At 63.6% G+C, this 23,932-nt stretch carries 23 protein-coding genes and 1 tRNA gene; 13 read left to right on the top strand and 11 right to left on the bottom strand.

Annotation, left to right across the window (positions count from 1 at the left end):
- Window positions 1-46 precede the first annotated feature (46 nt).
- Both HUN39_RS02055 and msrB read right to left on the bottom strand, forming a co-directional pair.
- The gene (locus tag HUN39_RS02055; RefSeq protein ID WP_175092859.1) at window positions 47-1,780 is read right to left on the bottom strand and encodes a formate--tetrahydrofolate ligase; all 1,734 of its coding nucleotides are present in this window, start codon (window positions 1,778-1,780) and stop codon (window positions 47-49) included.
- Window positions 1,781-2,464: 684 nt separating this feature from the next.
- Entirely contained in the window at window positions 2,465-2,866 is a 402-nt protein-coding gene (gene msrB / locus HUN39_RS02050; RefSeq protein WP_175092858.1) for a peptide-methionine (R)-S-oxide reductase MsrB, read from the bottom strand.
- A gap of 118 nt (window positions 2,867-2,984) precedes the next feature.
- On the opposite strand from msrB, the gene HUN39_RS02045 reads away from it, so the two are divergent.
- Window positions 2,985-4,553, top strand: a complete 1,569-nt coding sequence (locus tag HUN39_RS02045) for a phytoene desaturase family protein (RefSeq protein ID WP_175092857.1) — start codon at window positions 2,985-2,987, stop codon at window positions 4,551-4,553.
- A gap of 52 nt (window positions 4,554-4,605) precedes the next feature.
- Here HUN39_RS02045 and HUN39_RS02040 read toward each other — a convergent pair whose 3' ends face one another.
- Entirely contained in the window at window positions 4,606-4,848 is a 243-nt protein-coding gene (locus HUN39_RS02040; RefSeq protein ID WP_175092856.1) for a hypothetical protein, read from the bottom strand.
- 125 nt (window positions 4,849-4,973) lie between these two features.
- Window positions 4,974-6,185 carry a cation:proton antiporter gene (locus HUN39_RS02035; protein WP_175092855.1) on the bottom strand — a complete coding sequence of 404 codons (1,212 nt, stop codon included), beginning with the start codon at window positions 6,183-6,185 and terminating at the stop codon, window positions 4,974-4,976.
- A gap of 209 nt (window positions 6,186-6,394) precedes the next feature.
- On the opposite strand from HUN39_RS02035, the gene HUN39_RS02030 reads away from it, so the two are divergent.
- Window positions 6,395-7,978, top strand: coding sequence for an MFS transporter (locus tag HUN39_RS02030; RefSeq protein ID WP_332310706.1), 1,584 nt, complete (start codon window positions 6,395-6,397; stop codon window positions 7,976-7,978).
- Window positions 7,979-8,255: 277 nt separating this feature from the next.
- On the top strand, window positions 8,256-8,768 hold the full coding sequence (locus tag HUN39_RS02025; protein ID WP_175092854.1) for a CopD family protein: 513 nt from the start codon (window positions 8,256-8,258) through the stop codon (window positions 8,766-8,768).
- Here the strand turns inward: HUN39_RS02025 and HUN39_RS02020 are convergent.
- Window positions 8,738-9,250, bottom strand: coding sequence for a DUF2231 domain-containing protein (locus tag HUN39_RS02020; protein WP_175092853.1), 513 nt, complete (start codon window positions 9,248-9,250; stop codon window positions 8,738-8,740). The genes HUN39_RS02025 and HUN39_RS02020 overlap by 31 nt on opposite strands.
- A gap of 126 nt (window positions 9,251-9,376) precedes the next feature.
- Between HUN39_RS02020 and HUN39_RS02015 the strand changes: the two genes are divergently transcribed.
- Genes HUN39_RS02015 through HUN39_RS02005 form a run of 3 tightly spaced genes read left to right on the top strand, consistent with a single transcriptional unit; the run spans window position 9,377 to window position 12,740 of the window.
- Window positions 9,377-9,937, top strand: coding sequence for a cytochrome c oxidase subunit II (locus tag HUN39_RS02015; protein WP_175092852.1), 561 nt, complete (start codon window positions 9,377-9,379; stop codon window positions 9,935-9,937).
- Complete coding sequence (gene ctaD / locus HUN39_RS02010) at window positions 9,934-12,420, top strand: cytochrome c oxidase subunit I (RefSeq protein WP_175092851.1); 2,487 nt, start codon at window positions 9,934-9,936, stop codon at window positions 12,418-12,420. Before HUN39_RS02015 ends, ctaD begins: the two co-directional genes overlap by 4 nt.
- Window positions 12,417-12,740 carry a hypothetical protein gene (locus HUN39_RS02005; protein WP_175092850.1) on the top strand — a complete coding sequence of 108 codons (324 nt, stop codon included), beginning with the start codon at window positions 12,417-12,419 and terminating at the stop codon, window positions 12,738-12,740. Before ctaD ends, HUN39_RS02005 begins: the two co-directional genes overlap by 4 nt.
- A gap of 37 nt (window positions 12,741-12,777) precedes the next feature.
- On the opposite strand, the gene HUN39_RS02000 is transcribed toward HUN39_RS02005, so the two are convergent.
- Window positions 12,778-13,290 (bottom strand): DUF1643 domain-containing protein, encoded by a 513-nt coding sequence (locus tag HUN39_RS02000; protein WP_175092849.1) that lies wholly within the window; start codon window positions 13,288-13,290, stop codon window positions 12,778-12,780.
- A 192-nt stretch (window positions 13,291-13,482) separates the two neighbouring features.
- Here HUN39_RS02000 and HUN39_RS01995 point away from each other — a divergent pair, with 192 nt between their 5' ends.
- On the top strand, window positions 13,483-13,734 hold the full coding sequence (locus tag HUN39_RS01995; protein WP_175092848.1) for a CsbD family protein: 252 nt from the start codon (window positions 13,483-13,485) through the stop codon (window positions 13,732-13,734).
- A gap of 61 nt (window positions 13,735-13,795) precedes the next feature.
- Here the strand turns inward: HUN39_RS01995 and HUN39_RS01990 are convergent.
- From HUN39_RS01990 to HUN39_RS01980, 3 genes are all read right to left on the bottom strand, one after another.
- A tRNA-Val gene (locus tag HUN39_RS01990) sits at window positions 13,796-13,870 on the bottom strand.
- A gap of 114 nt (window positions 13,871-13,984) precedes the next feature.
- The gene (locus HUN39_RS01985) at window positions 13,985-14,527 is read right to left on the bottom strand and encodes an HD domain-containing protein (protein WP_232365859.1); all 543 of its coding nucleotides are present in this window, start codon (window positions 14,525-14,527) and stop codon (window positions 13,985-13,987) included.
- 72 nt (window positions 14,528-14,599) lie between these two features.
- Window positions 14,600-15,304 carry an HAD family hydrolase gene (locus tag HUN39_RS01980; protein WP_175092846.1) on the bottom strand — a complete coding sequence of 235 codons (705 nt, stop codon included), beginning with the start codon at window positions 15,302-15,304 and terminating at the stop codon, window positions 14,600-14,602.
- A gap of 130 nt (window positions 15,305-15,434) precedes the next feature.
- Between HUN39_RS01980 and HUN39_RS01975 the strand changes: the two genes are divergently transcribed.
- From HUN39_RS01975 to gor, 3 genes are read left to right on the top strand one after another with little or no spacing between them, the layout of a single operon-like run.
- Window positions 15,435-15,833 carry a hypothetical protein gene (locus HUN39_RS01975; RefSeq protein WP_123176820.1) on the top strand — a complete coding sequence of 133 codons (399 nt, stop codon included), beginning with the start codon at window positions 15,435-15,437 and terminating at the stop codon, window positions 15,831-15,833.
- A 29-nt stretch (window positions 15,834-15,862) separates the two neighbouring features.
- Complete coding sequence (gene rpiA, locus HUN39_RS01970) at window positions 15,863-16,585, top strand: ribose-5-phosphate isomerase RpiA (protein ID WP_175092845.1); 723 nt, start codon at window positions 15,863-15,865, stop codon at window positions 16,583-16,585.
- A complete protein-coding gene (gene gor, locus HUN39_RS01965) occupies window positions 16,582-17,955 on the top strand; it encodes a glutathione-disulfide reductase (RefSeq protein ID WP_175092844.1) in 1,374 nt (457 codons plus the stop codon). Before rpiA ends, gor begins: the two co-directional genes overlap by 4 nt.
- On the opposite strand, the gene HUN39_RS01960 is transcribed toward gor, so the two are convergent.
- Window positions 17,952-19,181, bottom strand: coding sequence for an acyltransferase family protein (locus HUN39_RS01960; protein ID WP_175092843.1), 1,230 nt, complete (start codon window positions 19,179-19,181; stop codon window positions 17,952-17,954). The genes gor and HUN39_RS01960 overlap by 4 nt on opposite strands.
- 193 nt (window positions 19,182-19,374) lie before the next feature.
- Here HUN39_RS01960 and HUN39_RS01955 point away from each other — a divergent pair, with 193 nt between their 5' ends.
- Complete coding sequence (locus HUN39_RS01955) at window positions 19,375-20,754, top strand: class II 3-deoxy-7-phosphoheptulonate synthase (protein ID WP_175092842.1); 1,380 nt, start codon at window positions 19,375-19,377, stop codon at window positions 20,752-20,754.
- A 20-nt stretch (window positions 20,755-20,774) separates the two neighbouring features.
- Here HUN39_RS01955 and HUN39_RS01950 read toward each other — a convergent pair whose 3' ends face one another.
- Entirely contained in the window at window positions 20,775-21,917 is a 1,143-nt protein-coding gene (locus HUN39_RS01950) for a ceramide glucosyltransferase (RefSeq protein WP_175092841.1), read from the bottom strand.
- A gap of 244 nt (window positions 21,918-22,161) precedes the next feature.
- Here HUN39_RS01950 and HUN39_RS01945 point away from each other — a divergent pair, with 244 nt between their 5' ends.
- Together HUN39_RS01945 and HUN39_RS01940 are read left to right on the top strand one after the other, a co-directional pair.
- Window positions 22,162-23,514 (top strand): glutamate--tRNA ligase, encoded by a 1,353-nt coding sequence (locus tag HUN39_RS01945; RefSeq protein WP_175092840.1) that lies wholly within the window; start codon window positions 22,162-22,164, stop codon window positions 23,512-23,514.
- Entirely contained in the window at window positions 23,495-23,920 is a 426-nt protein-coding gene (locus HUN39_RS01940; RefSeq protein ID WP_232365858.1) for a DUF1622 domain-containing protein, read from the top strand. The genes HUN39_RS01945 and HUN39_RS01940 overlap by 20 nt, the downstream gene beginning before the upstream one ends.
- The last annotated feature ends 12 nt before the right edge of the window (window positions 23,921-23,932 follow it).

Genomic DNA, 23,932 nt, shown 5'->3' with positions numbered 1-23,932 from the left:
AGCGGCGGGTTTCAGATGGCGCGGCGTCGATGACGCCGGGAACGCGCTAGAACAGGCCGGCGATACGGCCGGATTCGTCAACGTAGATGTTGTTGGCGGCTGGGACCTTCGGCAGTCCCGGCATCGTCATGATGTCGCCGCACACCACCACGATGAACTCGGCGCCCGCGGAGAGGCGCAATTCGCGGATCGGGATCGTGAAGGCCGAAGGCGCGCCTTTGGCGTTTGGATCCGTCGAGAAGCTGTATTGCGTCTTGGCGATGCAGACCGGGAAGTTGCCGAAGCCTTCCTTCTCCAGTTCGGCAAAGCGCGCCTTGATGCTCGAATCATAGGAGATATCGGCGGCGCCGTAGAGTTCCTTGGCGATCGTGCGCACCTTCTCGGCAAGCGGCATGTCGTCCGGATACAGCGGCTTGAAGTTCGAGGGCTGCGTCTCGATGGTGTTGACGACCGCCCTGGCGAGATCCGCCGCGCCGGCGCCGCCGGAGCCCCAATTGTCGGCGACGACGCATTCGACGCCTTCCACCTTGCAGAGCTTGTCGAGCGCCGCCATCTCGGCCGCCGTATCCGACGAGAACTTATTGATCGAAACAAGCACCGGCACGCCGAATTTGCGGACATTGCCGATATGGCGCTTCAGATTCTCGAAGCCCTTCTCGACCGCCGCGACATTCTCGGCCTTCAGATCGTCCTTGGCGACGCCGCCATGCATCTTGAGCGCGCGAATCGTCGCGACGATCACCGTGATGTCGGGCTTGAGGCCCGCCTTGCGGCACTTGATGTCGAAGAATTTCTCCGCGCCGAGATCGGCGCCGAAGCCCGCCTCCGTCACGACGTAGTCGGCGAGCTTCAGGCCGGCCTTCGTCGCGATCACCGAATTGCAGCCATGCGCGATATTGGCGAAAGGCCCGCCGTGGATGATGGCCGGGTTGTTCTCCAAGGTCTGCACGAGATTGGGCGCGATCGCGTCCTTGAGCAGCGCGGCCATGGAGCCCGCCGCCTTCACTTCCGAGGCGCGCACGCTTTTCTTGTCGCGGGTCTGGCCGACGATAATGTCGCCGAGCCGCCGCTGCAGATCGGCGAAGTCCGAAGCTAGGCAGAAGATCGCCATCACTTCCGAAGCGACGGTGATGTCGAATCCGTCCTCGCGGGCGAAGCCGTTCGAAACTCCGCCGAGAGACGACACGATCGAGCGCAATGCGCGGTCGTTCATGTCGACGACGCGCCGCCATGCAACGCGGCGCGAATCGATCTTGGGCTCGCCGCCCCAATAGATGTGATTGTCGATCAGCGCCGCGAGCAGATTGTTCGCCGCGCCGATGGCGTGGAAGTCGCCGGTGAAGTGGAGGTTGATGTCCTCCATCGGCACGACCTGCGCATAGCCGCCGCCGGCGGCGCCGCCCTTAACGCCGAAACAGGGACCGAGCGAGGGCTCGCGCAGACAGCACAGCGCCTTTTTGCCGATGTGATTGAGACCGTCCGTGAGGCCGACGGTCGTCGTCGTCTTGCCTTCGCCGGCGGGTGTGGGCGTGATCGCCGTGACGAGGATCAGCTTGCCGTCGGCCTGGCTGTCGAGCGAGGAGATGTAGTCGAGGGAAATCTTGCCCTTGTAGTGGCCGTAGGGCTGCACATGTTCGGCCGGGATGCCGAGCTTGTCGCGCGCGACGTCGATAATCGGCCGCATCTTGGCGGCCTGCGAAATCTCGATGTCGGACTTCGGCGCAAGATGCTGGTTGTCCTTTCCGCTCGCGCCCGGCGCGGCGGCTGACCGTTCTGACATGCAGTCCACTCCCTATCAGGCCTGCGTCGCACAAGCCCAGAATTCGTTTTTTTCGTTCGTCGAGAACCGAGCGTCGGCGCCGCCGATCCCGCTCTCGGCCGACCGGGCTGAAATCCTGCCGATGCAGGCTGCAGCCTTTTTTGCGACCGTCGTTTTCTCCAATTCGCGCATCAAGGCCCGCGGTTCGCCGCAACGAGCCGACGCGCGCATGAATCCGCTTACTGAAAATTCATTTGCGGACACCTCGTATGACGGGAATCAAAATTGATCGTCAAGCCGGCAGAGCCGCCAGCGGCGCGACGACGTCATGGGCGCCGCGATGCGGCTCCCGCTCGCGCGACACACGCGCGAGGCGAATCGCTTATTCGACAAGCCGGGCCGACCGCCTATCCTTCACCTACCCGTTAGAACAGGAAGAGACAGGCTACGCGCACATCGGTCAATGCGCGCATTCGCTCAAGAATTGTGAAGTTTCCTACACGGCCGAAAAGCTGATGCGACGGGTCTGGACAGGCTCGCCGCTTGCGCTGGGGAGAAACCGAGCCCCATCCTTACCTATCCGAAGAAACCGCAAGCCGGCAGGCGCTGCATGCGTTGCGACATCCTTAGAAAAAAATTTGTCGCAGTCAGCGTCGCAGCCTTGACTCTATCGGGCGATCACGAAGGCCGATAGTCTTTTGACGCCTATTCTGGCTGAAAATCGAGCGCGACGCCATTGATGCAATAGCGCAAGCCGGTCGGCGGCGGGCCATCGTTGAAGACATGCCCGAGATGCGAGCCGCATCGGCTGCAATGCACTTCCGTGCGCACCATGCCATAGCTGCGATCGACCGTCGAGCCGAGCGCGCCGGGAAGCGGATCGAAGAAACTCGGCCAGCCGGTGCCGCTTTCGAACTTCTCGCCCGAGCGAAACAATGGCTGGCCGCAGCCAGCGCAGTTGAACGCGCCGCGACGCTTTTCATGATTGAGCGCGCAGCTTCCCGGCCGTTCGGTGCCATGCCCGCGCATGACCTCATATTGCTCGGGCGTGAGAAGCGCGCGCCATTCGGCGTCGGTGTGGGTTACGGGGAAGTTCGCATCGGCCATCGCCAGCGCCTTGTCTGAGATTCTTGGGCTGGGTCCTATCTTGTATCGCCCGCCGCCTTTCGCCAGAGGGGCGTGGCGGGATAGAGTGGCGATCTTTCAGCGGCAAAGACGATTCGGAATGAGCGACAAGAAATTCGACGCCGTGGTGATCGGCTCGGGACTGGGCGGATTGACGGCGGGCGCGCTGCTTGCGCATGCCGGCTACAGCGTCTGCCTGCTCGAACGCAATTTCAGCCTGGGCGGCGCGGCGTCGGTCTATAAGGTCGGTCCGCTGACCGTGGAAGCCTCGCTTCATCAGACGTCCGACGCGCGCAACCCCCGCGACGTGAAGCACGACATCCTGCGCCGGCTGGGGATTCTCGACGAAATCGAATGGCTGCCCACCGGCGCTCTCTATACGGTGCGCGGCGGCCCGGTCGGCGAGCCCTTCGAACTGCCTTTCGGCTTTGCCCCCGCCTATGAGGCGCTCGCCGCCCGCTTCCCCGACAAACGCGCCGCCATTCAAAGATTTCTCGGCGAAGTCGAGCAGATTCACGACGCGCTGTGGACCTTGAAACAGGCCCGCGAGGAAAGCTCCTTCGCCAAATTGGCGCGCGGACTTTGGGAAGTCGCGCCGGCCGCCGCCGGCTGGCAGAATTCATTGCACGAAATCATGGAGCGGGATTTCGCCGGCTGCGAGGCCCTGAAATGCGCGCTGGGCGCCAATCTCGCCTATTACGGCGACGACCCACGCCGGCTGTGGTGGATTTTCTACGCGCTCGCGCAGGGCGGCTATATCGCTTCCGGCGGCGCCTATATTAAAGGCGGCTCGCGACAGTTGAGCCTGAAGCTCGCCAAGTGCATCACCAAGAGCGGCGGCGTCGTGCGCATGGGCCGGCAGGTCAACGCCATCGAGACAGACGCGGACGGCAATGTGGTCGCCATCCGCCATGTCGCGCGGCGCGCCGGCGACAGCGAGGAACGCATTGAAGCGCGCGTGGCGATGGCGAATTGCGCGCCGTCGGAGGCGGCGGCGATGATGGACGCGCCAGCGCGCGCGAAAATGGAGGAGACCTTCGGGTCCCGCCGGCTTTCGACCTCGCTGTTTTCAGCCAATTTCGGCTTGAGCGCGAAACCCTCCACGGTTGGGCTGACGAATTTCACGACGGTCGTCATGCCGCCCGACATGCGGCGCTTCGATCAATATGGCGATGGCGCCGGCGCGATGGCGGAAGATCCCAAGGGGGCATTGCCCCTCCATACGATCGCCAATTTCACCGCGGTCGACTCAGGTCTTTGGGACGAGCCGCCGATCCTCGTCAGCGTGCTCGGCCTGGATCGCATCGACAACTGGCGCGATCTGCCGCGCGACGCGGCGCTTGCGCGCCGCGAGCGCTGGCTCGACGCCATACAGGCTTCTCTCGAGCGCGACTATCCCGGCTTTTCCGGTCTGGTCACGACGCGGATGCTGCTCAACGCCTATTCGATGGCGAGCTATCTCAACACGCCGGAAGGGGCGGTATACGGCTTTGCGGCGCTGCCCGCTGAAGAACCGATCCTGATGGGATTTCCACGCACGCCCCAAACGCCGATCGCCGGACTCTATCTCGCCTCGGCTTTCGGCGGCGAGCATGGCTTCAACGGCGCGATGTTGTCGGGCGCCGAGGCCGCGCGGCTCGCCGAAAGACGGCTCGCCGTCGCGACCTGATGATGTGTAAGGCGCGGATTGAGGGCGCGGCGACGCGTTGCGCCGCGCGTTGTTAGCGCCTGCGCTTTTTGCCGCCGGCCGACGCGAGGCCGAGTTCGGCTTTGCAGGCGGCGCTGATCGATCCCGCATTGGCTCTCAGGCATCGCTCGATGGCGACGGCGTCCGGAATATACGCCTCGCAGACGCGATTCGCGTCGCCTTCACAGGCCTCGCGCTGTTCGGGCGTGCCTTGAGCGAAAGCCGGCGTGAGCGCAAAAAGAGCCAGAATAGCCGATAGCCTCAGAATGATGCGCATTCAGATTGTCCTTCCTGTTGTCCACGCTTCGAGGCGTACCGCAGGCGCGCCACTCGCCAGGCGCGCTTCCTCGAGCGACAATAGGGACGTTGATTGCATCGCGCCCGCCGGGAATCAAGTCGCATTTATCCTTCCAGGACGGACTCCTTCTCCGGCTCCGCGGAATGGACGCGCAGCGGAGCCGTCTCTCGGGGCAGCCAATGCCGCGGCAAATAAAGACTGTTCGCAATCATTGTGGGCACGATCGCCGTCGCGATGATCGCGGCGACGAGCGTCGAATATTGGTTTTCGTCGATGATATTGTTTGACAGGCCGAAAAGCGCCGAAATCGTGCCGAATGTGAGGCCGGAGGCCATCAGCAGCGTCGTATACATGGCGTCCTTGTGCGGCGATCCGAATCGGCGCGCCACGGGATAGACGCTGACGATCTTGGTCGCCATCTCGACGGCAAGAAAGGCGGCGACGCCAAGCGGCGCGGCGAGAACGGCCGGGATGGAGACAAAATATCCGGCGCGGATGAAATAGAAGGGCGTCAGCAGGCCGATGGTCACCGCCCGAATCTTGCGAATGAGCGCATGGTCGCGCCCGACGCAGCCCGCGAGCGCCATGCCAATCAGATAGGCCGGCAAGACGCCTTCGCTCCCGGCCCAGGTCGCGAGCGCGCCGAGCGCCATCAGCGCGAAGAACAGGAATTTTGTCTCGAATTCGGAGGGGCGCCCGCCGAACTTCGCAAAGATCACAGGCGTCGCCCGCGGCAATCCGACGAACGCCACGCCGACCGCTGCGACGAACACGGCGGTCTTCCAGGTGAAGGGCGCGAATACGAGGCCGAGCGTCACGACCGTGCCGAGATCGGTGATGAAACAGGCGGCGAGAATCGTCTTGCCGAAGTCGGTGCGGTTAAAGCCATATTCCATCATCACCGTATAGACCACGGCGACGGAGGTGGCGGCGAGCGCGATGCCGGCAAGCAGCGCCGGCGAACTCTCCCAACCCAGCAGATAATAGGCGACCGCCCAGCAGCCGATGGCGGGCGCGAGGAAGCTCGCAGCGCCGACCGACGCAGCCTCCTTCCACTTCAGTTTGAAGACGTCGGGATCAAGTTCGGCGCCCGCGAGAAACGTCAGCGCGATGGCGCCAAGTCCGGCGAGCGTCTTGACCCAAGGCTCCTGGGCGCTGAAGATTTCGACGCCGACAGTCGCGGCGAACAGCGTTCGCGCGCACATGCCAACGATGATTTCGGTCAACGCGGTCGAGATACGAAATCTCGCGGCGATCATCGCGGAGATGAGCGCAAGGCCCAAGATGAGCGCGACCTGAAACCATATGCCCGTCATGCGCCTTCTCCTCTTGCAGGCGGCTTGTATGACCATGCCGCGGCTTATTGGCAAGCTTTTGGGGATTCTGGCGCCCAGAAGCTTCGTGATAAAAGCGCTTTTTTCAGCGATGACTCGCACACGCAAATGAGCAAACGGATGAAGCTTCGCCTTTCTAAACTGCTGAAGCATCGAAGTGAGTTCGTGCGTCCGTCCGGAGCAGAAGGATCGTGAACGAAACAGAGCGCATGAAAGGCTGGCGATTCCTGCTGCTCAACGTCGCGGCGGGCGCGGCGAATGTCGTCATGTTGTCGAATGTGCCCGGCTACACGGTGCTCGCGCCCTACGCCGCCGGAAGCCTCGAGGGCGTGACGCCGAGCTACGGCACGTGGGCGACGACCGACCATATGGTCGGCATCGCACTCGGCCTTCCGTTATCGCGGTGGCTTTCAGGTCGGCTTGGCGCCTATCGCGTGCTGGTGGGCGCCCTTGTCGCCTACGCGGCCGTTTCCCTGATGTGCGCGGCGAGCGAGACGATCTGGTTTTTCGCGCCGATGCGCTTTCTGCTCGGCCTGATTGGCGGCGTCGCCCTTCCGCTCGCGCAATCGGTGACGCTTGGGCAATATCGCGATGATCAGCGCACGCTCGGCGTCGGCTTTTGGGGCGTCATGAGCATGGCGCCCTTCACCATCGGCGTCTTCATGGGCGGCTTCTGGGCTGAATATTTCAACTGGCGCTGGCTGTTTTATTCCAACGTCGTGGTCGCGCTGCCAGCGGCGGCCGTTATCTGGGCGCTGTTCCACCGGCGCGGCTTTGAGCGCCGCATGACGCGCTTCGACACGATCGGCTTCATTCTGCTCGCGACGGTGCTGCTCGGCGTGCAGACGATTCTCAACATGGGCAATGATTTCGACTGGTTCGCCTCGCCCGTGCTCGCATGGCTGCTCCTGGTCGTTCTCCTCGCTTTGCCGATGTTCATTTTCTGGGAGTTCGGCGAGCGGCGGCCGGCGCTGGATCTACGGCTATTTCTGCATCGCAATTTCGCGATCGCGACATTCTGCTCGCTGATCGGCTTTCTGATCATTCAGGGCCTGCTGTCGGTGTTCATCGTGCAACTGCAGGTGCTGCTCGGCTACACGTCTTCGCTCGCCGGCATGGTCTATCTGACCATGATTTTTCTGGCGATGGCCGCCGCCGCCGTTGTGCATGAGATCACGAGAAACGTCGATGCGCGACTCATCATTTTCCTCAATTTCATCGGCCTCGCGGTGACCTTTGTGTGGCTCGGCCACTACGACAAGAGCGCCTCTTTCGATAGTGTCACGACGCCGATGTTCTTCTTCGGCTTCTCTCTTGCGATGTTCTTTGCGCCGCTCGCGACGCTCGCCATGACCGGACTCGCCGGCGAACGACTGATCCGCGCGGCGGAGGAGCTCGCGATGCTGCGCACGGTGTTCGGCGCCATGGGCATCACGCTGCTCGGCGTGCTCGTCTTCCGCCGCACGCCCTTCCATCAGCTCGACCTCGCCGATCATTTCGGCGGACGCCGCTTCGCCTCGCTCGACCTGCTCGCCTCGTTCCTGGAGCGTATGCAGGCGATGGGCATGTCGCCGAATGCGGCGCGCAGCCGGGCGGCGCAGCTCATCCGCCAGCAGGCCGGGATCCTGGCGCTCAACGACGCCTTTCTCTTCGGCGCGATGACGTTCATCTTGCTGGCGGGCGTCATCTGGCTCGCCTACCCCAGCTACGCGTCCAAGAAACGCACCCAGACGCTCGCCCGGCTTACGGCCGAGGAGCTGATGGAGCAGCCGTAAGAACCGGCGCAAAAGATCGAACTGCGCCATCAGCTTCAACGCAGCGGTTCGCTTCATTCAGGCCGCGTTTGGCCCACGCCTCGCGTAAAGATTAGCTCTGGATAGGGAACACAGCGCAGCTTCAATCGTTACAGTTTTGAATTTTTCTTTCGAAAGCGCCCGTGGTTAATCGCACATTGATCGTCGTCCCCGCGCCCATGGATGTGTGCATTCTTCCTCCGAGCAGCGCGGATGCTGAAGCGGCGCTTGGCTGCGCGAAACCCCGGGGTCGCCTTCGGTGATCGGCCCGCTCACGCCGCTGGTTCCCCATTTCTTGGCGTTCCACATCTTAACGCTTGCGCTGTGGTGCGCAGGCCTCATCGCCTTGCCGCTGATGCTGTCGCGCCACGACCCGGCGATCAGCCAGGCGGACTATGTGCGAATCCGGCGCTATACGCATTTCGCCTATACGCTTGGAGTAACGCCCGCCGCAGTACTAGCGGTGGCCTCGGGAACAGTGCTGGTTTTTCTGCGCGACGCATTCACGCCATGGATGTTCTTGAAGCTCGTCTTCGTCGGCGCTCTGGTCCTCACCCATGGCTGGGTCGGGCACACGGTCACGTCGATGGAGGAAACCCAGGGTCTTCATCAGCCGCCGCATCCTGTTCTGCAGCCGGTCGCGGCGCTTATCCCGATCCTCGCGATCCTGTTTCTCGTGCTCGACAAGCCTGACTTGAGCGAGCTTCGCTTTCCGCACTGGCTCTCGCAGCCGCAGGGCGGTCAGCTCCCCTTTTTGGCGCCCAGCCGATAGTCGAAGACGAGCTTGCCGCCATGCCATCCGGTCACCGACGCCATGATCACGCAAAAGATCGACAAAAGAAGTCCGTAGGGCAGCACGACGGCTTGGTAGTCGTGCAGCCGATAGCCCCAGTTCACGCCGAGAAGCGCGAGCAGCAATACGGCAAAAATGAAATGCGACCAAGCCGCGGTCCTGGCGCGTATGCCGGCGACAAGCAACAATTCCGCGGTTCCGGACAGCCCCGCCAAGAGGCCGAGCAGAAAGCCGCCGCCCGCCGACCACACGCCGGCGCGCGCCCAGAACGCATCGCCTGTCCACCAGTAAAGGAGATCGGCGCCAAGCAAAGTGAATGTCAGCGCGATCGGGAAGGCGACGGACATTGCGTGGATCGGATGGCCAAGCACCGCCACTCGAGATTCGGTTTCGTAAAATTCTGGAAGCTGTTGGATCGGATCAATGAAGCCTCGCTTCTCACCGTTTCGTTCGTTCGCCACCGGCGTTCCTCCGCGCGTCGTCTCGTCGTTTTAACGCCTCTGGCGGTCGCGGGTTGCGCCGGAGGTCTATCAACAGTTGATCCGGCGGGCCCGGCCGCCGCACGCATAGCGACGCTGTGGTGGACGATGTTGGCGGGGTCAGCGGCGATTTTCACCCTGGTGATGCTCCTGCTGCTGATCGCCTATCGGCGAACCCCTGCCCCTCATCAGAGCGAGCATCGACAGGAGCGCTTCTGGCTGTATGGCCTCGGTCTCGCCTTTCCGCTCGCCACCCTGGCCGCGCTTCTGATCTATGGGCTGGTTGTGGGGGAAACGCTTCTTCCCAAAAGCGGCGACGATGTCGTGACGGTGCGCGCAGAGGCGCGTCAGTGGTCCTGGAGCTTCGGCTACGCCGACGCCGCCGGACTGCGCACGCAGGGCGTTCTGCACATCCCGGCCGGCCGACCCGTCGATGTCGAGATCACCTCGCTCGACGTGGTCCACAGTTTTTGGGCCCCTCGGCTCGCTGGCAAGCTCGACGCCATTCCGGGGCAGGTGAACGTCCTGAGGATCGAAGTCGCGGAGCCGGGAGAATATCAAGGAGTCGACGCGGAATTCAGCGGCCCCGGATACAGCGGCGACGCCTTCACCGTGATCGCGCATGATCCGGCGGGCTGGGGCGCTTTTCTCGGGCGCGCAAAAGAATGAACGCGCTCGCGCGCCATCGCGCCCTCAGTCGCATCTGGTCTTCCCAGCCCGGCTGGAGAGGCGTCATTTCGACCGTCAATCACAGCGATATCGGGAGAATGTTTCTTCTTGTCGCGACGCTCTTCTTTCTGATCGGCGGCGTCCTCGCAATGTTGATCCGAACGCAGCTCGCCACGGCGCGTTCGGCGTTCGTCGCGCCCGCGATCTACGATCAGATCTTCACGATGCATGGAACAGTGATGATGTTCCTCTTCGCGATTCCGCTGTTCGAAGGCGCGGCCGTCTATCTGCTGCCGAAACTGCTGGGCACGCGCGATCTCGCTTTTCCGCGCCTCACGGCCTACGGCTTCTGGTGTTACGTGTTCGGCGGGTTGATGCTGGTCTTCGCCTTGCTGGCAGGCCTTGCGCCAGACAGCGGCTGGTTCATGTATCCGCCCCTGTCTTCGAGCGCGCATTCGCCGGGCGTCAACGCCGACTTCTGGCTCATCGGCGTCACCTTCGTCGAAGTGTCAGCCATCGCCGCGGCCGTCGAGATTTGCGTCTCGATCCTGAAGTTTCGCGCGCCGGGCATGTCGCTCGACCTGATGCCGATCTTCGCCTGGTATGCGCTCGTCACCGCGCTGATGATTCTGATGGGCTTTCCGCCGTTGATCCTCGGCTCGATTCTGCTCGAATTGGAACGCGCCTTCGGCTTTCCCTTTTTCGAATCCGCGCTCGGCGGAAGTCCCCTGCTCTGGCAGCACCTCTTTTGGCTCTTCGGCCATCCCGAGGTCTACATCATCTTCCTGCCCGCCGCCGGCGTCATCTCCACAGTCCTTCCGGTGATGGCGCGCACAACGCTGCTTGGTTATCGCTGGGTGGTGGCGGCCGCCGTCGCGCTTGCCTTCCTGAGCTTCGGGCTCTGGGTGCATCATATGTTCGCGACAGGCATTCCGCATATGGGACTGGCGTTCTTCTCGGCCGCCTCGACGCTCGTCGCGGTTCCCACAGGGATTCAGATTTTCGCCTGGCTTGGCACGCTATGGAAGGGTCAGCCGCGCCTGACGCTGCCGATGCTTTACATCATTGGCTTTTTTTTCACCTTCGTCATTGGCGGCCTGACCGGGGTCATGGTGGCGATCGTGCCGTTTGACTGGCAGGCGCATGACACGGCTTTCATCACCGCTCATCTGCATTATGTGCTGTTTGGCGGATTCGTCTTTCCGATGCTTGCAGGGCTGTATTACTGGCTACCTCAGCTCACCGGCCGCAAGCGTTTCTTTCGAATCGGCGAGATGGCCTTTTGGCTCATTTTTATGGGATTCAACGGCGCCTTTCTGGCGATGCATTGGGTTGGCCTCCTCGGCCAGCGGCGGCGGATCGCCTGGTATCCCGAGAACGCCGGCTGGACCGAGATCAATCTGATGTCCTCGATCAGCGCTTTCGTCATGGCGATCGGCGTCGCAATGGTGGTCTTCGACATTGCGCTGCATGCGCTTCTCGCGATCCGAGGGTCTCGCAATCCTTGGGGCGCCGGGACGCTGGAATGGGCGATGCCGACGCCGCCCGCCGCGTATAACTTCGCCAGCATACCGATTGTCGGCGACCGTGAGCCGCTGGCGCGGGACCCGGAACTCGCGAACAAAATCGCCCGCGGCGAATATTTTCTCGGCGCGCCGCGCGGAGAGTTGCGCGAGACGTTGACCGTCGATGCGGCGGGCGGAAGGCCTGAAGCTCTGGTCATTTTCCCGGGCAATTCGACGCTGCCCATCACGCTCGCGGCGTTCACGGGAGCGGGCTTTCTCGGCGCTTTGATACGAGTCTATTGGGTCATCCCATTGGCCTTGCTGTTCGTCGTCGGACTGTCGCTGCGCTGGGGCTGGTCGCAAAGAGAGGCGACCCACACCGGACTTCAGAATGTCGGTCGCGCGACGCTTCTGCCGCAGGCCATCGAGACTGATCGGTCTCCCGGCTGGTGGGGATCCGCCTTCCTGCTTGGCGCAGACGCCGTTCTCTACGGTTCCCTCTTCTTCGGATATGCCTTTCTTTGGACTGTCGGACCGAACTGGCCGCCGCCGCAATGGCTCTCGCTCTCCGTTCTCGAGCTGGCGCTCGGTCTGATCGGCGCAGCAGTGGAGGTCATCGGCATACTCCTCGCCGGGCGCGCCGTTTCCCGCAGCTCGCCGCCGCCTTCGCTCGGCATTCTCCTCACCCTCGCCGGCGCCGCAATGACAATCGCGGCGCTTGCGATGACGCTAACGCGCGCAGGCCAACTGACGGATTACGCCTATGGCGCGACGATTTTTGTGATGATCGCCTATGCGCTCATTCATGCTGCGATCGCAGCGATCACGATTTGCTCGCTCGCTTACCGAACCTTGCGCGGCGGCGCGGCGCGTCCGCGAACATCCAACGTCAACATTGTGCGCCTCTGGACCGATTATGCGGCCTTCGTCGCCGCGACCAGTCTCATCGCGACGCAATTCTCGAGCTATCTCAGATGAAGGACGTCGTTCGGATCGTCATCGCCATGCTCGTGTGGCTTGCTTTGTTCAGCGCCCTTTATGGGCTGGAAGGCGTCGGTTGCGCGGCAGGATGGCAACACATCCAAGTGACTGGCGCGACGCTCTTCCAAGCCGCCATGACGCTTGCGTTTTTCGTCGCGCTTTTGATTCTCGCCGCCGTTCTCGTCGGGCTGCGCTCGCCGCTCTTTCGCTCCGCCTCACCCTTCGTCGCGCACATCAGCACAATGCTCGCGGTCGCGGCTCTCGTCGCGGGCGCATGGACTCTGTTTCCGGCCTTGGCGCTTTCACATTGCGCATGAGGGCTTCAGGCCGAGCGCGCAGGCGCGGCGCGGCTTTTTACGGAAAACGCTCCAGCGGCTGGTCGGCGCGAACATAGAGCGGATGGCGCGGCGCGCCGCGCTGCGTCCTGCCGAGGCAGGCGAGACGCGCGCCCGATGCGTGAAACACCCTGACCGCCTCGTCGATTTGATCTTGTCGGGCCAGCGCCCCCCATGCGCAGACGATGGGCGCCGACTGAGCGAACGCTTGCGCCGCGAGGCCAACGAGCGTGCGCTGATTCTTCGGGCCGATCGGATCGCGTGCCGACCACAGCGCCTCGGGCAAGGGCGTACGCAGTGCATAAAGATTGGCGACGATGAGTCCGCCCGCGCCTTCGCGCCGCGCGAAGCCGATGCAGCGACGAATTGTCGGATCGTCCTCTTTAGCGTCGGCCGTCGACGGATTGAGCATGACGAAGGGCAAAATCGGCGCATCGCTCCATTTGCGCGTGAGGCTGTAACGATAGGCGCCACACGCGGAGATGACGGCCGCCTTCTCGATCCCGGGAGCCGCGGCGGAAAGGTCAGGCATTGAGTTGGCCTTCGGCCCTCTGTTCCGGCGTCGGCGCTTTCAAATGTAGCGAACGATCTCACGATCGTCACCTGCATCGAAGCCCAACTAATAAACCGGCCGAAACCGGAACATATCCGCAGCACGGCAGTTATTCATTTGTCTTGACCGTGGCAATCGTCACGTAGCGATCTTCATAAGGAGGAATTTTTCATGAGTTCGACCAGCGACAAACTTAAAGGGGCCCTGAATGAAGCGACAGGGTCTGCGAAGCAGGCGGCCGGGAAGGTGATCGACTCTCCCCAACTGGAAGGCGAGGGCGTGTTGCAGGAAATGAAGGGGAAGGGCCAGACGGCGCTCGGCGAGGCCAAGGACGCCGTTGCCGATGCGCTTGATGCCGCGGCGACCAAGGCGAAGGAAGTCGCCAAAAACGCCAAGGACGCCGTTCACAAGGCTACCGAATAAGAGATTCCGCTCGCGAGCCTCCCTCTCCTTACGAGGGGGAGGTTCGCCGTGCGGCGCTTAATGGTGGGCGGCACAGGGATTGAACCTGTGACCCCTCCCGTGTGAAGGGAGTGCTCTCCCGCTGAGCTAGCCGCCCGTCGCCATCGGCGATCGATCCCCCTCGTGTAGGAGAGCCCGGCGCCCTCCGTCAAGATCGGAGATCGCCCTGCCCTCCGCCGAGGCTCAAGCCTCGGCGATGCGCCCCGGCCGCTCACGGCGGGGTCCAATCCTTCGACAGAACGCGGCGCACCATCGGCTCGAATGTCGAGAGCGGCTCGCTTTTATAGGCGGGATCGAACGACACTTCGTCATATTTGGCGCAGAACTCGATCGTCTGCTCATAGGCCGGGTCCGACCTGAATTTGTCGCGGGCGTTCGGATCGAGCCCGAGGTGGGCGGCGTAGAAATAGGTCTGGAACAGGCCGTGCTGCGCCAGCATCCAGTAATTGTTGCGGCTGATGAAGGGCCTCAGGATCGCGGCGATCACCTCGCCATGGTTGAAAGGTCCAAGCGTTTCGCAAGCGTCATGCAGCAGCGCGACGACCACATATTCTTCGTCCTTGCCGTCGCGCAGCGCGCGCGTCGCCGATTGCAGACAATGATCGTAGCGCGTGATGTTATAGGCCGTGTCCTTGCCAAGATCGCGCAGCAGTCCAAAGAGCCGGTCCGGCAGTTCCTTGAGCGTGTGCTCGTGAACCTGTTTGAGGATCTGAAAGTCTTCGTCGGTGCCCTGGTCCATCCGCGTGAAGTGCATTTTCTCCATATTGCGAACCTTTCCCGGAACTTGCGCGGCGCCGGCCTCGACGGCGAAGCGGGGCTCAAAAGATCAAGACGCCTCAATCGCGCGTTGGAACAGCGCCTCTTCCAGCGAAGCGACCGCGTCCCACAGCTCGTCGAAATGCGAAATCACGCGATCGGGCGAAAACGCCGCGACCGGCGTCTCGGTATAGCCGAAATCGACCGCCACCGACGGCGTTCCGGCGGCGCGGGCGGTGTCGATGTCGGTCTTGGAATCCCCGACCATCACCGCGCGCCTTGGGTCGCCGTCCGCCGCCTCGACCGTCAGCCAAAGCGTGCGCGGATCGGGCTTATGCATGGGAAAGCTGCCGCGGCCGCAGATCGCCGCGAAGCGGTCCGCCGCCGAGAGTTTTTGCAACAGCAGCCGCGCCAGTTCTTCAGTCTTATTGGTGCAGACGGCGAGACGAAAGCCGGCCGCCTTGAACCGATCGAGCGCCGCGAGGGCGCCGGGGAACAGCCTGCTTTCGTCGGCGATGTGCGCCTCGTAATAAACCAGGAAGTCGCGCACCAGCCCCTCGGCGCGCGCCGGATCGAGCTGCGCGCCCTGATGGGCGAAGCCGCGCTCGATCAGCGCCCGCGCGCCGGCGCCGACAAGCGGCCGTCCGGCCTCAAGAGCGAGCGGCGTCAGTCCCTCGCGCATGAGCAGAACATTGAGCGTGCCGATGAGATCATAGGCGGTGTCGGCCAATGTGCCGTCGAGATCGAAAACGAGAACGGGAGAGCGGCTAGTCATAGCGCAGGGGGTAGCCGCGCCGCCCCCCGGGATCAAGCGCCATTGATTCGACAGGCGAATTTTGCAGCCTCCGCAGGCGAGGGCTCTGCGTGTAGACTGCGCCGACCGATTCGCGACAGGGAGCGCAAATATGCGTGGAACGCGCCATTTCCATACGCGTCGACGTGCAGCTTTGACGGCCGGCGCGCTTGTCTTCGCCCTTTCCGGGGCGTCGATGGCGACGGCCGGAAATTACGAATTTCTGGCGGCGCCGCAGACGGATCTCAATCGCGTGTTTCGCCTCGACCGCTCCAATGGCGAGGTCGGCGCCTGCCAATACGGCTTGAAGGAAAGCGCCGCGATCGGCGTGACGCTGTGCTATCCGCCGGGCGAAGGCGCGCGCGCCGGCGTTTTCAGCGAATATGCGCTGGTCGCTTCGCGTCATACCGGCGAAGGCGGCGTATTTCGCGTTGATCTGCGTTCCGGCATGATGTCGATCTGCTTCGTGCTGAACGAAACATCGGTGGTCTGCACGCCGCCGGCCAAATGAGCGATCGACCTGGCGAAGCGAATGTCCGTATGAGCGCCTTTTCCGCCGAGGCAATGAAGCGCGCCGCCGCGCGAGCGGCGCTCGAGTCCGTCACGCATGGCATGCGGCTCGGGCTCGGCTCGGGATCGACGGCGGCGCATTTCGTCGATCTTCTCGGCGCCCGCGTCAGGGAGGGGCTGGAGGTCATTTGCGTGCCGACCTCCGAGCGCACTCGCGCTCAGGCCGAAAGCCTCGGAATACCGCTCTCCACCCTCGATGAGACGCCGCAACTCGATCTCACCGTCGACGGCGCCGATGAATTCGACGCGGCGCTTCGCCTGATCAAAGGCGGCGGCGGCGCGCTGCTGCGCGAGAAGATCGTCGCCGCCGCCTCGACGCGCATGTTCGTCATCGCCGACGCGACGAAGGAAGTAAGAACGCTCGGCGCCTTCCCGCTACCCGTCGAAATCGATCGATTCGGCGCGCGCTCCACCATGCTGCATATCGAACGGGTCGCGCGCGGTCTGGGACTCATCGGCCCGCTGACGGTGCGCGAAGCGGAGCCTGGCGAGCGCTTCATCACCGACGGGGGACATTACATCGTCGATTGCGCGTTCGGCGCCATCGACGATCCGGACGCCCTCGCTGCGCGGCTTTCGGCGATTCCCGGAGTCGTGGATCACGGACTGTTCATCGGACTCGCAACGGCGATCTTCATCGCCGGCGCCGAGGGCGTGCGCATCTTGGGAAACATATCGGGCGACCCCTTATGACCTTCGACTATGACCTTATCGTCATCGGCGCCGGATCCGGCGGCGTCCGCGCGGCGCGCGTCGCCGCAAGCCATGGCGCGAAAGTCGCGATCGCCGAGGAATTTCGCGTCGGCGGCACCTGCGTCATTCGCGGCTGCGTTCCCAAAAAACTTTACGTGCTGGCGAGCCGTTTCCACGATGATTTCCAGGACGCAACCGGTTTCGGCTGGCGCGTCGGCGATGTGTCTTTTGACTGGCCGGCGCTTGTCGCCGCGAAGGAAAAGGAGATCACGCGCCTTTCAGACCTTTACGCTGAAACGCTCGCGAGTTCCGGCGTCGAACTCATCCGCGCGCGCGCGACGCTCACCGATCCAAACGGCGTGCGTTTTTCCAACGGCCGCTCCGCCCGCGCCCGCAATATTCTCATCGCCACCGGCGGCGCGCCGGTGCTCGCCCCGCACATTCCGGGCATCGAATTCGGCGTATCTTCAAACGAGATTTTCGATCTGCCGAAGTTTCCGCAACGGCTGCTGATCGTTGGAGCGGGATATATCGCGGTCGAATTCGCAAGCGTCTTCGCGCGACTCGGCGCGAAGGTGCATCTCGCCTATCGCGCCGATCTGCCGCTGCGCGGCTTCGACGACGATCTGCGTTCGCGCCTTTGCGAAGCGCTCAAGACGGCGGGCGTCGCGCACCGGGCCGGCGCCCTGCCGACGCGCATTACAAAAAACGCTGACGTTCTGGAAGTCGAGATGAGCGACGGCGCGCCGCTCGAGGTCGACTGCCTGCTCATCGCCACGGGGCGCAGGCCGATGACGCAGAATCTCGGCCTGGAGGCGGCGGGCGTCGAGCTACGCGAAAACGGCGCCGTCGCCGTCGACGAGCGCTCGCGCTCGAATGTCGAATCCATCTACGCCGTCGGCGACGTCACCGATCGGATCAATCTGACGCCTGTCGCCATTCGCGAGGGACAAGCCTTCGCCGACAGCGTCTTCGGCGCGACGCCGACGACGGTCGATTACGCACATACGCCAAGCGCCGTCTTCACCACGCCCGAAATCGGAACGGTTGGACTGACCGAGGCCGAGGCGCTCGCGCAGCATGGCGCGATCGATATTTATGAGACGCAGTTTCGTCCCATGCGCGCGACCCTCTCCGGACGCGGCGAACGCGTTTATATGAAGCTGATCATCCACGGCTCGAACGGACGCGTGCTTGGCGCGCATATTTTGGGTCCCGAGGCGGGGGAGATGGCGCAGCTCATCGCCGTCGCCTTGCGGATGGGCGCGACGAAGAGCGATTTCGACGCGACGATGGCCGTGCATCCGACGATGGCGGAAGAACTCGTGACAATGCGCGCGCCGTCACGGCTGCTCAGGCCGCAGGCTTAAGCTTCAATCCGCTGGCGCGGCGGCTGCGCCGCAACAGGCTGCTGCTCCGGAACGGGCTGCGCCGCCGGAGCGGCGGGCGCCGGGGCCCATCTGTCGACAAAGGCGCGAAGCTTGCGCCGCGCCGCACCCGTCTTCGCCTCGGTCACCCGAGAGAAGAAATAGCCGGCGACGATGGCGACCCCCATCACCGAGAAGGCCACAGCATAATTCTGCGGGGTGGCGAGCTGCGTCGCCCAGTCATTCCCCAATGTCCCGCCGACCGCCGCGCGCGCGAAGATCAGGATCGGCATATGGATGCTGTAAAGCGAGAAGGAAAAATCGGCGAGCGTCTTGTGGAATTTGAAACGAAGCAGCGAGAAACCCTCGGACGGCCCATAGCGGAAGGCGATCAGCACGATGACGAAAAGGGCGGAGCCGAGGAGGTCCGCTGCGTCGGCCGCCCAGGGATGTTCCTCGACAAGATGCCCGCGTACGACCAAGCGGATAATCACGACGACGGCGGCGTAAAGGAGCAGCGCCGCCCAGCGCGAGCTGATGATCGGCCGGGGAATCAGCGTGGCGAAGGCGCCGCCGGCCCAGAGAATATAGCCGAATTTGAACCAGCTCGGCGGCGTGGAAATCGCGGCGAAGAGCGCCGCGCCGAGCGCGAATCCCAACAGGCGCAGCGCCAGCGGATAATTGCGCGCGAAGGGCAGCAGCAGCAGCGGGAAGGTGACATAGTACCAGAACTCGCAGGCGAGCGACCATAGCGGCCCGTTGGTGCCGAAATAGTCGAAGCCGATGCCTTGAAGATTGAGAAAGCTTGTAAGGAACAGAAGCGCCGAAAAATGGCCCTTGAACAGGGGCCAGCCATAGACGCCGCTGCTGGCGAAGAGCCATCCGCCGAGCGAATCGAGGACGAGCGTGAGCACGACGGCGGGCCCGACCACGAGATAGATTCGCGAGACGCGATGGATGAAATATTCGCGCAGAAAGTCCTGGTTCTTGCGCAGATGCGCCAGCACCGCGCCGCCGACGAGATAGCCCGACATCACGAAGAAGGCGAGAACCGCCTGATGGCCGAGTTCGAAGGCGGCGTAGAACCACCAGACATAGGCGAGCGGCGCGTGCGGCGCGCTCATGATGTCGGCGTTGTTGATGAAGAGGTTGGACGTATGGACGGCCAGCACCACGAGCGCGCCGAGCCAGCGGCTCGCCTCGATGAACTGCGATAGAATGAACGGCATCGCCCCGGTTCGCCCCCTCGCTCTCGGCTGCGCTCGCGCCCCGGCTTTATAGCGGGTCTCCCCGGGCTTCGCCAAATCGCCGCCGCCAAGCGGAGGGTCGCTTTGGAGGCGAGAATCCTCTATAAGCGCCGCTGGCGTCGCTGCGAGAACGACCCCAGCGCCTATCGGGCCTGATTTTGCGGAGTTTTGCGAAGTGGAACGTTGGTCGCCGGGCAGTTGGAGGAATCTACCGATCGAGCAGACGCCGGTCTATCAGGACCAGGCGGCGCTCGCCGACGTGGAGCGCCAGCTCGCCGGGTTCCCGCCGCTCGTTTTCGCCGGTGAAGCCCGCAATCTGAAGCGCCACTTGGCCGAGGTCGCCGCCGGCAAGGCTTTCCTGCTGCAGGGCGGGGACTGCGCCGAGAGCTTCTCTGAACATTCGGCGGACAATATCCGCGACTTTTTCCGCGTCTTTCTGCAAATGGCCGTGGTGCTGACCTATGCCGCCGCCTCGCCGGTGGTGAAGGTCGGACGCATCGCCGGCCAGTTCGCCAAGCCGCGCTCCTCGCCGCTCGAAAAGCAGGGCGGCCTCGAGCTGCCGAGCTATCGCGGCGACATCATCAACGACCTCGCGTTCAACCCGCAGGCGCGCGAACCTGATCCGCAGCGCCAGCTGCTCGCCTATCGGCAATCCGCGGCGACGCTGAACCTCATCCGCGCCTTTGCGGCGGGCGGCTTCGCCAATCTCGAAAACGTCCACCGCTGGATGCTCGGCTTCGTCAAAAGCAGCCCGCAGTCCGAGCGCTACCAGAAGCTCGCCGATCAGATCACCGAGACCTTAAGCTTCATGCGCGCGATCGGTCTCGATCCGGAGCATCATCCGGAGTTGCGCGGCACCGACTTCTACACTTCGCATGAGGCGCTGCTGCTCTGCTACGAACAGGCGCTAACCCGCATCGACTCGACGACGGGCGACTATTACGCGACCTCCGGCCATATGCTGTGGGTCGGCGACCGCACGCGTCAGGAAGACGGCGCCCATATCGAATTCGTGCGCGGCGTCAAGAATCCGCTCGGGCTGAAATGCGGTCCGAGCCTGAAGCCCGACGCGCTGCTGCGCCTCATCGACGCGCTCGATCCCGAGAACGAGCCCGGCAGGCTCACGCTGATCTGCCGTTTCGGCGCGGACAAGATCGAGGACGCGTTGCCTGCGCTGGTGCGGGCGGTGTCGCGTGAAGGCCGCAACATCGTCTGGTCCTGCGATCCGATGCATGGCAACACGGTCAGCGCCGGAGGCTACAAGACACGGCCGTTCGATCGGATCATGTCGGAAATTCGCAACTTCTTCGCCGTGCATCAAGCGGAAGGCTCCTACGCCGGCGGCATCCATCTCGAGATGACCGGCAAGGACGTCACCGAATGCATGGGCGGCGCGCGGGCGATTTCCGAGAACGATCTGCGCGACCGCTACCACACCTATTGCGATCCGCGCCTCAACGCCGAACAGGCGATCGAAGTCGCGTTCTTGGTGGCCGAGCTCTTGAAGGCGGAACGCGTCGCCCGCGGCGTACGGGAGCAGCACGCGGCGGAGTGAGGCAAGACGGCGCGGGCTGGCTAGCCCGTCGTCTCCTCCGCCTCGCGCACCGTCATCTCGGCCCCGTGCCAGACGAAATCGTCGTAAAGCAGCGCGTCGATGAACATCACCGGCAACATCAGGTCGCGTACCATCAGAGCGAAAGGCGTGCGCCAGTCGAGCGGGAAGCCGCAGACGCGCGCCAGCCAGATCTCGCCGCCGTGCAGCGAAAAGACGATGAGCGTCGTGACCAGCGCCACCGTCGAAATCCCGCCGTCGAGCTGAACGGCGGCGTAGGCGCCGAGCACGATCGCCGCAAAACTGCCGTTCATGAATTCCGGGGCGTAATGAGCGGGAAAGGTCGCGCGCCGCAGCCGCGCCCAGCGCACGTGTCGTGAATAGACTTCACGGGCGGTGCGTTGGCCGAGCGGCTGCTCGAAGGGCATGTCGACGAGGCGCACATCCATGCCTTGAGCGCGGATGACTTTGGTCGAGGCGGCGTCCTCGGCGATTTCGCCCGCCAGCGCGCGAATGCCGCCCGCGCTGTCGAGCACGTCGCGCCGCCACATCATATTCTTGCCCTGCGCGAAGGCGGCCCCGATCGCCTCGGCACCATATTGCCAGCGCGCCTGAAACGTATTGAGGATCGCGCATTCGACCATCGCCCAGAAGCCTTTCGGACGCGAACCGATCGGCATCGACACGCTCATCGCCGTATTGTCGCGGAACGCGGCAAGCATGGTCTGTATATAGTCGCGCGGCGGCAGCGCGTTGGAATCGGCGAGGATCACATGATGATGCCGCGCCGCGTCCCACCCCTTGACGCAATTATTGAGCTTGGGATTGGCGCTGACATAATCGTCGCCGACGAGCAGTCGCGCCTCGCGCTCGGGATGCGCCGCGATCAGCCGCTCGACCAGCGAAATGACCGGATCGCTCGGCGATTGCACGCAGAATATGATCTCATAATCGGGATAGTCGAGATCGAAGGTCGCGCCGAGCGTCTCCTCGCTGAAAGGCTCCAGCCCGCGCAAGGGCCGCACGATGCTGACCGGCGGCGCATTGTCCGGCGGCGGCAGCGTTCGCTCCCGCGCCCGACATTTTCGGGACATCAGCGCCATGCTTGTGAAATTGAGGATAAGGATGACGGCGCACCAGCCGGCGCAGATATAGGCCAGGATCATGAACGGCGCTTTTTCTTAAGAGTCGTAACGCAGAGAATCGCAGCGGCGGACGCCGGCCGAGTGGCTCGGCTTCCGGCGCGCAACGCCGGGGCGCGGCCATTTCGAAATTCCGCCTGACAAAGACGCCGGGTCTTGGCAAAAGGATGGTGGCGCGAGAATCTTCTCCCGACGCGCGGCTGTTGAAAATTCCCGCTGAAAACCCTGCTGCTGTATCCCTTGTTGAAACTCCTGACGAAGCTTCCTCATGACCTCTCCGATCGTTCGTTTCGCGCCCTCGCCGACCGGCCGCATTCACATCGGCAACGCGCGCGTCGCGCTGTTCAATTTTCTGTTCGCCGCCGCCAACCTTGGACGATTCGCGCTACGGTTCGATGACACTGATTTTGCCAGATCCAGCGAGGAATTCGCGCGTGGAATCGAGATTGATCTCGCCTGGCTGGGCATCGTTCCGCATGAGGTTTTCCGCCAGTCGGAACGCGTCGCGCTCTATGAGGACGCCGCCGATCGCCTGCGGCGATCCGGCCGCCTCTACCCTTGCTATGAAACCCAGGAAGAGTTGGACAAGCGCCGCAAGATGCAGCAGGCGCGCGGGCTGCCCCCCGTTTACGATCGTGCGGCGCTGCGCCTGAGCGCGTCTGATCGCGCCACGCTCGAAGCCGAGGGCCGACAGCCGCACTGGCGATTCATGCTCGAGCCGGGCGTCGCCGAATGGAATGATCTTGTGCGCGGTCCGGCGCATATCGACTGTTCGGCCCTGTCGGACCCGGTCCTGATCCGCGAGGACGGCAGTTTTCTTTACACGCTGCCCTCGGTCGTCGACGACATCGACATGCGGATCACCCATGTTATTCGCGGCGAAGACCACGTCACCAATACGGCCGTGCAGTTGCAGCTCATGCGAGCGCTCGCGCCTCATGCGCCGGCGCCGATTTTCGCGCATCACAATCTTCTCATCGGCGCGGGCGGCGAGGCTCTGTCAAAGCGAACCGGATCGCTCTCCATCGCCTCGCTGCGCGAAGACGGCTACGAGCCCCTCGCCGTCGCCGCGCTCGCGACGCTGACCGGCTCCTCCGACAATGTCCACGCCGTGCGCTCGCTCGGGGAGCTCGCGCAGAGCTTCAACCTGTCGCATGTCTCGCGCAATCCGGCGCGTTTTGACCCCGCCGATCTTGAGACTCTGACGCATCGGACTCTCGCGCTCTACGAATATGATGACGTGCGCGAGCGGCTCGAAGCCTTGACGATCGTCGGCCGCAAGGCGGAGCCCTTATGGCGCGCGGCGCGCGGCAATCTTGCGCGTTTCGACGATATTCTGACATGGTGGCGCGTCGTGGACGGGGAGATCGAGCCGATCCGCGAGGACGAATCATTCCTGATAGACGCGGCGCAGCTTTTGCCGTCGGAGCCTTGGGACGAGACCACATGGGCGGCCTGGACAAGCGACATCAAGACGGCGACCGGCCGGAAGGGCAAGGCGCTCTTTCATCCGCTGCGCCTGGCGCTGACCGGCGCCGAGAGCGGGCCGGAGTTCGCCGCGCTGCTGCCGCTCATCGGCCACGCCAAGGCGCTCGCGCGACTTGTCGGCGCCCACGAATGAAAGCGAAGCGCTCGTGACCTATCTGGCGAGCATCCACGAGATCATCAACTTCGCGGGTCTGGCGCTCGACGTCGTCGGCGTGCTGATCATCGTCACAGGCGCGGTTCTGTCGACGCTCGCTTTTCTGACGCCCTGGAGAGCGCATCCCCTCACCTATCGCGGCTACCGAAAGAATGTCGGCCGCTCGATCCTGCTCGGGCTGGAGTTCCTCGTCGGCGGCGACATCATCCGGACCGTCTCCGTCGAACATCCAAGCCTCGAAAACGTCTTCGTGCTCGGCCTGATCGTGATGATCCGCACGGCGATGAGCTTTACGATGGAGGCGGAGCTCGAAGGCCGCTGGCCGTGGCAGGGCCGAAGTCTGGAGACGGCGGCGCCAAGCGAAGACGAATCGGCGCCGTCATAGGATGAAGTCGGA

The sequence above is a fragment of the Methylocystis silviterrae genome, assembly GCF_013350005.1.
Lineage (GTDB): Bacteria > Pseudomonadota > Alphaproteobacteria > Rhizobiales > Beijerinckiaceae > Methylocystis > Methylocystis silviterrae.
Note: the sequence above shows the minus strand (reverse complement) of the source record. Positions and strands in the feature narration are given on the sequence as shown.